This window comes from Streptomyces sp. NPDC043812, assembly GCF_056436245.1.
Genome location: NZ_JBWKCY010000007.1, coordinates 292690 through 301822 on the forward strand (window position 1 = coordinate 292690; position 9133 = coordinate 301822).

The window sequence follows — 9133 nt, forward strand, 5'->3', positions numbered from 1 at the left end:
ACGCATGTCCACGGCCCCGAAGCCGATCGCCCTCCCCGTCACCGCCGTCACCTGCCTGGAGGATCGCGCCCACATCGAGCGCGCCACCGTGCTCGACCTGGAAGCCGGGGTCCAGCGGCTGCGTCTCGGGCCGGTCAGTGCGCTGGCGGTCGACCGCACCCTCCACGCCGAGCTGACCGCCGATCACCCGGCGACCGTGCTCGACGTGCGCATGGTCCGCAGCTGGACGCCGCGCGGGCCGCTGCCCCCCACCGACCACGACTCAGCCCTGCGCCACCGCGTGCACACCCTCGAAGAGGAGCTGCTCGCCCTGGGGCAGCGACGCGACCGGCTGCATGCCCGCCTCGACCTGCTCGGCCGCCTCGCCGCCGATCTGCTGCGGGAGGTCGGCGAAGGCGCCGGCTCCGGGGAGACCGAAGGGCCCCGCTGGGCCCGCGAACTGGACCGGGTGGACGACGACCGCGACTCGTACAGCGAGCAACTCCGCGTCGTGGAGGCCCGGCTGGCCACGCTCGCCGCCGAACTCGGGGAAGCCCAGCGGACCATGCACCTCTCCGAGGAGGAGCCCGCCGAGCTGGTCGGCCATGTCGAACTGACCGTGGAAACCGCGGTCGCCGGGCCGGTCGGGCTGCGCCTGAGCCATCTCACCCCGTGTGCGCTGTGGCGGCCCGCGTACCGGGCCGTGCTCGACGGGGACTCCCTGACGCTGGAGACCGACGCGATGGTCTGGCAGCGCACCGGCGAGGACTGGTCGGACGTACGGCTGACGTTGTCGACGGCCCGCTCGGCGCTGGCCACTGATCCCCCGCGGCTGGGCGAGGACAGGCTGACGCTCAGGGACCGCTCCGTCGCGGAGCGCCGCACGGTCGACGTCGAACTGCGCGAGGAGGAGATCGGGACCCTCGGCCCGGCCCCGGTGCTCGGCCTGCCGGGGGTGGACGACGGCGGCGAGGCGCGGGTGTTGAGATCCCCCGGGCCGGCCTCCGTACACGGTGACGGCCGTGCCCACCGAGTGCTGCTCTCCGCCTTCACCGCGGCCGCCCGCAGCGAGTACGCCTGCTCACCGGAGCTGTCCCCCCTGGTCACCCAGGTGGTGGGGTTCGACAACCTGAGCGGCCATGCGCTGCTCGCCGGGCCCGTGGACCTGGTCCGCGGCAGCGGATACAGCGGCCGCGGCACGCTGGACTTCACCGCCCCCGGCGCCGCGGTCGAGCTCGCCTTCGGCAGCAGCGACGACTACCGGGTGGTCCGGCACGCCGAGGAGTCCCGCGACTCCGCCGGCATCACCCAGCGGACCGTGGTCACCCGCACGGTCCGGCTGCACCTGTCCCGGTTCTCTGCCCCCGGGGAGCACGACAACCGGGTGGTGGTCCTTCGGGAGCGGATCCCGGTCTCCGAGGTATCGGCGGTGGAGACACGCCTGGACAAGGCATCCTGCTCCCCGGCGCCCGACGTGGTCGACGCCGAAGGCATCGCCCGCTGGGACGTCACCCTGCCGCCCGGCAGCTGCCGCACGGTCACCCTGGTCTACGAGCTTTGGACGAGCGCCAAAGTCACCGGGCTCTGAGCTCGGCGGTCCGCTGCACCTGCTGCCGGATGCCCGGGCTTCCACTCCCAGCCGGTGGCGTCTCGGACACCGGTCTTGGGTGATCGCGGTCATCAGCCCGTCGAGTACGTCGATCTCGGGCCGCGCCGGCGTCGGCACGAAGCCCAGCACGAAGGTGCTGTCCGTCTCGTTGATCGTCGCTGCGACTCCGCGGCGATGGTGTTGCACACCGGGCAGGAGACAGCGGTGAACACCGGCAGGCGGCGTTACGGGCCACAATGGTGGGGCCACCCGAGGCGTTCATTCCGCTGTGGAAGACACGTCGTCGAGCGTCGGCGGATACAGGTCCAACACCACATCGATCTCAAGCAGGCCGATCTCCCTCAACAGGCCGGCGGGCAGAACGCACCCACCTTGACCGTTCTCGCTGCCGAAGCCGAGGAGCAACTCCACCTCGCAATCGGCGGCCAGTCGACCCAGTGCCTCGTGGCGTCCCTCCAGCAGCATGATCAGCGCCGCAGCGTGCTCTTCAGGCCAGCGGTCACTGCCCAGGCCGCTTCTGCGGATCCACACGCCGGACTCTCGCCGGAAGCTCTCCGGATTGCATGGGATGGCCAGACTGCCCTGCTCGAACTTGTCGTGTGGATCGATCCCCAACGCCTCTGAGATCTCGTCCGCGCTGATCGTCCGACTCGTGATACGCAACGATCCAGCCGACCACTTCGAGTCCGGCATAGGTGGCGGCATCGTCGAGTCATCTGGCACGCGAGCACCATGACAGACCACCCGGCACAGGACCAGCGAGTTCTCCAACGCGGTTCCGAGGGAACCTCGGATCCGACCTTGCCCGGTCAGAGCCACTGCCCCGCCCCATCCACCGGCACTACGAGTGTCACATCCAGCAGGGCGCCCGGGGTTACGAACGCCTCTTCGGCCACCGCCTGCGCACCTGGACACCCACCTACCGCGCGAGACCGCCGTTGGGCCGGGCGACGCACCCGACGACCACCGGCGCGAAGCCGCATGACGAGCAAGGCAACCATGCGGAACTACTCATCTCCGGCACGGAAGTCGACCCAGTCCATCCGCTTCGGTGCTCACGTAGAAGAGGCACCTGGGCGGGCCGCCGGCACCGGAGCGATCGACATCATCGACCAGCGGAGATCTGCACCGCATCCGACGCGGACGGCTTCACCGCGCGTACACGGACGCAGCCTGCCCGATCGGCAGCTGCTCGCTGTCTTCCGCCGCGCGTGGCGCCGCGAACACGGCGGTGAGGATCATCGCGACGACGACCACGACGGCGACGACGAGCGCGACCACCCACCGCCAGTCCCACCGGCGCCGCTCGATCGGCGTGTCACTTCTGACCTCGTCGAACTTCTCGTTCAGCGCGCCCATGCGCGAGACGAGTTCCGGATCGTCCCGGACGAGGCAACGTTCGATCTCCGCCAGGGCTCGGCGGTCGTCCATCGAAGGGTTCATTCCGACCACCTGGATCCCGGGAGACGGAATACCGGCAGGGAGTCGCTCGGCTCGGATGTCGAGCGTGGACTGGGGATGACGCTCCTCTTCTGAGACTACCCGCGCGGGGACGCGGGTGCCCCGCAGAGGATTCGCCGAGGCACGCGCCCCCAGGGGCAGCTCGGACAGCGGGGCCGGTCGGCTTCAGGTCCCGTCTGCCTCCGGCCGGCGCCCTCGTGTGCGGCGGGCAGGAAAGCGCACCGCATCCCCACGGTCGGCGCCAGGGGGACGACATATCTGGGCCCACCGCCGCATGCGCGTGCGCCGACGCGACCCCGGGGGACGTCCGCCTCGCGACTGGACGCCAGGCAGCGCACAATCGCCACGCGGGTTACGCGCGTAGAACGCTGCTCGCCAGGCATCTGGGCATCTCGGATGCGACGGTGGTCAAGGCACGGGCGGGAGTACAGGGGCCGGCAGTGGCGGGCCGAGCCGGCTCCCACGACGACGTCCGGCACGGCACCTCGACCCTGTCCGCCGCCCTGGACATCGACACCGGCCAGGTCACCGGGGGGTGCATGCCCTGGCACCGGGCTCGCTGATCGAGCACACAAGCCATCCGCCGCGGCACCTTCCGGTCCGTCCGCGAACCCATGCCAAGATCCGCGCGCTCAGCGACGGCTGGAACGACCGCGCACACCCGTTCCTCCGGACCAAAACTCATTGGCGAGCTTTGGCCTCACGGCCGAGCATGGAACGCATGAGTGACCAACCAGCACGATGGACCCGGGCAACCGTCTACCCCGACATGTGGGCTGACCCGGACGACGACCCCCGCGACAGTGAAGGAGTCGGTCCGGACGGCGAACTTGCGACGCTGCTGGACTTCCTGACGAACTACCGCATGACCCTGCGGATGAAGTGCGAGGGCCTGGATGCGGAGCAACTGGCGCGTCGGTCGGTTCCGCCGTCGACGATGTCGCTGCTCGGCCTGCTTCGGCACCTCGTCGAGGTGGAACGGGACTGGCGCAACTGGATCAGCGACGATGACCCGCTGCCGAAGCTGTACGGCGAGAAGGACGCGGACTTCCACGGAGCGGTCGCCGAGCAGGCCGTGGTCGATGCGGCGTTCTCCGATCTGGAGCGTGAGCAGGCCGCGACCGACGTCGCGCTGGCCGAGCACCCGGACCTGGGCGAGCGCGTGGGGAAGGACAAGATCGCAGTTCGGGAACTGATGGTGCACAGGATCGACGAGTATGCCCGTCACTGCGGGCACGCGGACCTGTTGCGCGAGGGCATCGACGGAAGGGTGGGCCAGTGACGAGGGCCGGGGAGTTTACATCCGCCGCAGGGGACGCATGCAGTTTGCGATGAACGACAATTCGGCTCGGAAGCTCCTCACCATCCAGCCGGACCCCCGCAGTAGCTGAAGCACGAGCGCAGGTCGTCCACGTCCAGCGGAATCTCGTCGGTCCTGGCTCGCGTGAACGCAAGCTCGTGGAATCCGCCCACGCGCGCTGGCGGGCCGGCCGTGAACGCACCCCACCTCGTCACCCTCGTCCGCGCCGGAGCCTGTCGGCTTGCTCGTGGTCAGCTGTCCATGGCCAGGTCATTACCTGCAAGGCCGGCGTCGCTGCAGACGGCACGGCAACTGAGGATGAAAGCGCCGACGGCGTCGTCGACGACTTGGGTCCGGGGCCAGGCGACACCGATCCGGCTGGGGCTTACGCCCGTCACGGGCCGGTAGACGACGTCCGGACGCTGGTAGAAGCGCGCGGTCGCCTCGGGGGTGAGGCTGATGCCCTGGCCGTGGGCGATCGCGTTGAGCCATTCATCGGGATGGTGCGCGACTGCGCCGATACGCACCGGGTGACCCGCGCGCTCATCGGCCGCGAGCCAGTAGTGGCGCCACGCCCCCGACTCGGCGGGAGTCGCCACGAACGGTTCGTCATACAGATCCTGGAACCGGATCCGGTTCTCCCCTGCGAGGGGATGCCCGGCAGGCAGGGCGATCCAGCGTGGCTCGGTCAGCAGCACTTGGACGTTGAAGTCGCTCTGCGCGGGCACCGGCAGACGCAGCAGCGCCACGTCGACCTCGCCGGTGGCCAGCCCGGCGGTGGGGTCGGTCCATTCGGTCTGCCGAATCTGGACCCGCCAGCCGGGCAGGCGCCGGGCGAAGTCGGCGATGATCAGCTGGGTGCGCTCATTGGCCGCGCTGGCCACGAAGCCGACCCGCAGCGTGCGCGTCACCCGGGTCGTGGCGCCCCGGGTGACGCGCAGCGCACACTCCCAAGCGGTCAGCACGCCGGCGGCGTGGGCGGCCAGAGCCTCACCCGCCTCGGTGGGGGCCATCCCGGCGCGGGAACGGACGAACAGCACCACCCCCAGCTGGGTTTCCAGATGCCGGATCTGGACTCGCCGAGGTGGTCAGTTTCTTCGACCAGCTCGGCAAGGCGGGCTTCCAGGCCGAACCGGTGTTTCTCGGCAGCAGCGGTAACTATGTCGTCGACATCCACCACGGCTGGACGACCCGGGGCGTAGGCCAAGTCGACACGATGTGGGCGCTGGTATGGCACTTCGACGCCGACGGCCGAGTTGATCGCGTGGTCAACCTCAGTGGTGACCAGCATCAGATGGACAACTACGTCTGGGCCAATTTCCCGCTGGCACACCTTCCGGCACGCCTGGCACGACGACAGAAGGAAGCAGCATGAAGATCATTGTGATCGGAGCGACAGGCACCATCGGCCGTGCGGTTGCAGACGCGCTGGCGAACGAGCATGAGGTGATACGGGCCTCACGCAACGGCAGCACACGGGTCGACCTCGAGACGCCGGCCTCGATCGACGCCCTCTTCAACACCCTCGGCGCGGTGGACGCGGTCATCTGCTGCGCGGCCGGCGGTCGGCTGACGCCACTCAACTCCCCATCCGACGACGAGTTCACTGTCGGTCTGCAAGGCAAACTGCTGGGGCAGGTAGGGCTACTGCGCCGGGCGCTGGACCACGTGCGGGACGGCATGTCCATCACACTCACCAGCGGGACCTTTCAGCAGCCCACGCCAGGTGGCTCGTTCGGTGTTCTGGTCAACGCCGGACTGGAGGCATTCGTCCGGGCAGCGGCCATCGAGATGCCCCGTGGGCTGAGAGTGAACGTCGTCAGCGCAGGGTGGGTCAAGGAGACGCTCGAAAAGCTCGGTATGCACAACGAGGGAGGCACCCCGGCAAGCGAAGTCGCCCGCGCCTACATCGAGGTCGTCACAGGAACGATGCAGGGACAGACCGTGAATCCCTCGCCCTCTGACGGCCGGAGCTTCGGCAAACGAGTGGGACATCGCAACTGAACCCCGGCTAGGACCTGTTCCAGCCGGTGGACGCTTCCTGGCCGGGCTTGGGCCGGGCGCTGCTCGGCGGTTTGTCCGCCTGGTTGGAGCAGGGGGTCAGGACCAGGTGTGACTGAGCGTTTGAGTTGGCCGGGTGAGTGCGTTTAATCGGTGGGCGCCACCGGGCGTGCTGTGGAGAATGCCTACATGCACATCCGAGCCGTCCGCCTGGAGGAACTGCCCGTCCTCCAGGACATCGAAAGGGCCGCCGGGCAGTGCTTCCGAGACATCGGTATGCCGGAGATCGCCGAGGATGAGCCGCTCTCGCTCGATGTCCTCGCCCGCTATCACCACGCCGGGCTGGCCTGGGTCGTGGCTGACGACGCCGACACCCCGGTCGCCTACCTGATCGCCGACCTCGTTGACGGCAACTTCCATGTCGAGCAGGTCTCGGTGCACCCGGACAGCGCGCGTCGCGGTGTCGGCCGGTTGCTGCTGAACCATCTGGCCGGCCACGCTACGAGCGAGGGTGTAGCCGCCCTGACTCTCACTACGTTCACCCAGGTCCCCTGGAACGCCCCCTACTACGCGCGCTGCGGTTTTCAGCTCATCGACGACACCAGGCTTGCTCCCGGTCTGCGGAAGATCCGCGAGCGTGAAGCGTCACATGGTCTGGATCGGTGGCCGCGGGTCTGCATGCGGCGGGCACTGTGACGCCACGGTGCCGTCTGTGCGCAACCGTGGTCGACAAGGCAAACGCTGCCTGATGCGGCACTAGTTGGCCCGGGTGAGCGTGTCGACGGTCACGTATTTCCCCATCGGCAGCGTCAACTTCCCCGGCGCCAGACGTTCGAGCATCGGCACTTGGCTGTGTTCGTTTCTCGAGGGGTCCCAGTAGCAACGGAGTGGCCTCTGGCCCGGGCAGATCCGTAGGGTCAGCCGCTCTTGGCGTTCGTGCCGCTCAGGTCGATGGGTTCCAGCGACAGGCACAAGACCGCCGGCGACCCCACGACGTCCATCTGCTTGAGCGCCACGTGCCAGTACGTATCCACGAGCGAAACGCACCGCCGCAGGACGGGCCGGGGCGGGGCCGGGTGTGATGCTCGTGCCGCAGACGCACCTGCCGGGGGCTGAGGCTCCGTCACGGCGAGGAACGGCTGATCGGCAGCGAGGAGCGGGACATGAGCGTGGGTGGCGTGCAGTTCACCGAGGAAATGGAGGTGCGTGCGGTCTTCCGGCGGTGCCAGGCTGCGCCGATGAACCGTGAACAGATGTCCACGATCGCTCATGCCGATCATCCGATCAAGTCGCCCCTCGACGACGAATCGGTGCGTGAACTGCTCGAGCGCGGGATCTCCCAACCGGACGCGCGTGTGCTCGATCTCGGCTGCGGGGGAGGGGAGTGGCTCCTCCGCGCCCTTGCCACCAGCCCTCGGTTGCGTGCCGAGGGCGTCGACATCTCTGAAGACGCGCTGGCACATGCCCGCGAGGCCGCGAGCAGCCTGGGCGTCCAGGAACGCCTGGTTCTCCACCACCAGGCAGCTGCCGACTTCGCCTCCGCGGCGCCGTTCGACCTGGTGCTCAGCGTCGGCGCCGCCCACGCCTTCGGGGGCCTGCTCCCCACTCTCGCGGCGGCAGGCAAGCACCTGGCTCCTGGCGGACGGGTCCTGGTCGGTGAGGGATTCTGGGAGAACGAGCCTTCCCAGGAAGCCGTGGACATGCTCGGCGACCTCACCGACCTGGCGACCACTCTGGATCGCGTGACCGCTGACGGGTGGACGCCCGTCCACGGCCACATCAGCACCCGCCGCGAGCTGGACGACTACGAGTGGGCATGCTGGGGGTCGCTGGCTTCATGGGCCCTGGACCATCCCGATGATCCGGACAGTTCCGAAGTTCTCTCGACAGCCACCACCCGCCGCTCCGAATGGCTGCGTGCCTACCGGGACACCTTCGGCTTCGTCTGCCTGGTCTTGCGTCAGACCTCCGGTTGACCTGGACCGGTCCCACGGCTCCCGCCTGACCGTCATCCCACCTGTCGGCGGGGGCCGACTCACAGACGCCGAACGTGAAGCACTACGCCGTCGTGGTCGCCGCACTCAACGCGAACGTCGGCGTCCTGGGGCCCTTGGCGGCCGAGCAGGACCTGGGCGGCGCGCGGGCCTGGTCGGTCATCGTGGCCGCGCAGGCGTTGGGCACCATCGCCGGGGCGGGCCTGGCTGCTCGCGTGAAGGTGCGGCGTCCCGTACTCGTGGCAGTGCTCGCCACATTCCCGGCCGCGGCGCCCATCGCCCTGCTCGCCGTATCGGCTCCCGTCTGGCTGGTTGCCTCCGCGATGTTCTGCGCCGGCGTCGCCGGAGACGTCTTCGCCGTGCTGTGGTCCACCACCATCCAGCGCGAGATCCCTGAGGAAGCCCTCTCCCGCGTCAGCTCCTACGAATGGTTCGGCTCCCTGACCTTCGCCCCGCTCGGCCTGCTGGCCGCTGGGTCCCTCGCCGACGTCATCGGCACCGGCAACGCTCTCGCCGGATGCGCCATCCTGATCGTCCTGGCAACGGATGCAGCCTTGTTGTCTCCCCGAGTCCGCACGCTGGGTTCCAAGGGATCCAAGCGCGACGACTCTGCGAATCAGCCGCCATCGACGTCGGCCACGTCGGCCACGTCGGCCACGTCGGCCTCCTCGGCCGATGACGAGACGGCCTAGGGCCAATACCGGTGATTTAGGTCTTTTTCTGGTGTTTGCTGGTTGTTTTGGTGGGCGGGATCAGTGTGATTGCCGTGGTGGGTGGTTGGGGTGGGTT

At 69.0% G+C, this 9133-nt stretch carries 11 protein-coding genes and 1 pseudogene; 8 read left to right on the forward strand and 4 right to left on the reverse strand.

Annotation, left to right across the window (positions count from 1 at the left end; genetic code table 11):
- Positions 1–4: 4 nt before the first annotated feature.
- Complete coding sequence (locus AC067Z_RS13800; RefSeq protein WP_478789686.1) at positions 5–1567, forward strand: DUF4139 domain-containing protein; 1563 nt, start codon at positions 5–7, stop codon at positions 1565–1567.
- A gap of 27 nt (positions 1568–1594) precedes the next feature.
- Here the strand turns inward: AC067Z_RS13800 and AC067Z_RS13805 are convergent.
- The 3 genes and pseudogenes from AC067Z_RS13805 to AC067Z_RS13815 form a co-directional block, all read right to left on the reverse strand.
- Positions 1595–1806, reverse strand: a pseudogene (locus tag AC067Z_RS13805) (hypothetical protein); the annotation flags it as partial.
- 40 nt (positions 1807–1846) lie between these two features.
- Entirely contained in the window at positions 1847–2281 is a 435-nt protein-coding gene (locus AC067Z_RS13810; RefSeq protein WP_478789687.1) for a DUF4279 domain-containing protein, read from the reverse strand.
- A 456-nt stretch (positions 2282–2737) separates the two neighbouring features.
- Positions 2738–3031: a DUF3040 domain-containing protein gene (locus AC067Z_RS13815; protein ID WP_478789688.1), complete on the reverse strand. Its 294-nt coding sequence runs from the start codon at positions 3029–3031 to the stop codon at positions 2738–2740.
- Positions 3032–3489: 458 nt separating this feature from the next.
- On the opposite strand from AC067Z_RS13815, the gene AC067Z_RS13820 reads away from it, so the two are divergent.
- Positions 3490–3612, forward strand: coding sequence for a hypothetical protein (locus AC067Z_RS13820; RefSeq protein ID WP_478789701.1), 123 nt, complete (start codon positions 3490–3492; stop codon positions 3610–3612).
- A 158-nt stretch (positions 3613–3770) separates the two neighbouring features.
- Positions 3771–4331, forward strand: a complete 561-nt coding sequence (locus AC067Z_RS13825) for a DinB family protein (protein ID WP_478789689.1) — start codon at positions 3771–3773, stop codon at positions 4329–4331.
- Positions 4332–4600: 269 nt separating this feature from the next.
- On the opposite strand, the gene AC067Z_RS13830 is transcribed toward AC067Z_RS13825, so the two are convergent.
- The gene (locus AC067Z_RS13830) at positions 4601–5419 is read right to left on the reverse strand and encodes a LysR family substrate-binding domain-containing protein (RefSeq protein ID WP_478789699.1); all 819 of its coding nucleotides are present in this window, start codon (positions 5417–5419) and stop codon (positions 4601–4603) included.
- Between the two features lie 14 nt (positions 5420–5433).
- Here AC067Z_RS13830 and AC067Z_RS13835 point away from each other — a divergent pair, with 14 nt between their 5' ends.
- The 5 genes from AC067Z_RS13835 (at position 5434) to AC067Z_RS13855 (ending at position 9036) form a co-directional block, all read left to right on the forward strand.
- Entirely contained in the window at positions 5434–5724 is a 291-nt protein-coding gene (locus AC067Z_RS13835; RefSeq protein WP_478789690.1) for a hypothetical protein, read from the forward strand.
- Positions 5721–6353 carry a short chain dehydrogenase gene (locus AC067Z_RS13840; protein WP_478789691.1) on the forward strand — a complete coding sequence of 211 codons (633 nt, stop codon included), beginning with the start codon at positions 5721–5723 and terminating at the stop codon, positions 6351–6353. Before AC067Z_RS13835 ends, AC067Z_RS13840 begins: the two co-directional genes overlap by 4 nt.
- Before the next feature lie 186 nt (positions 6354–6539).
- On the forward strand, positions 6540–7046 hold the full coding sequence (locus tag AC067Z_RS13845) for a GNAT family N-acetyltransferase (protein ID WP_478789692.1): 507 nt from the start codon (positions 6540–6542) through the stop codon (positions 7044–7046).
- Positions 7047–7588: 542 nt separating this feature from the next.
- Positions 7589–8326, forward strand: a complete 738-nt coding sequence (locus AC067Z_RS13850; protein WP_478789700.1) for an SAM-dependent methyltransferase — start codon at positions 7589–7591, stop codon at positions 8324–8326.
- 74 nt (positions 8327–8400) lie between these two features.
- Complete coding sequence (locus tag AC067Z_RS13855; protein ID WP_478789693.1) at positions 8401–9036, forward strand: MFS transporter; 636 nt, start codon at positions 8401–8403, stop codon at positions 9034–9036.
- Positions 9037–9133 lie beyond the last annotated feature (97 nt).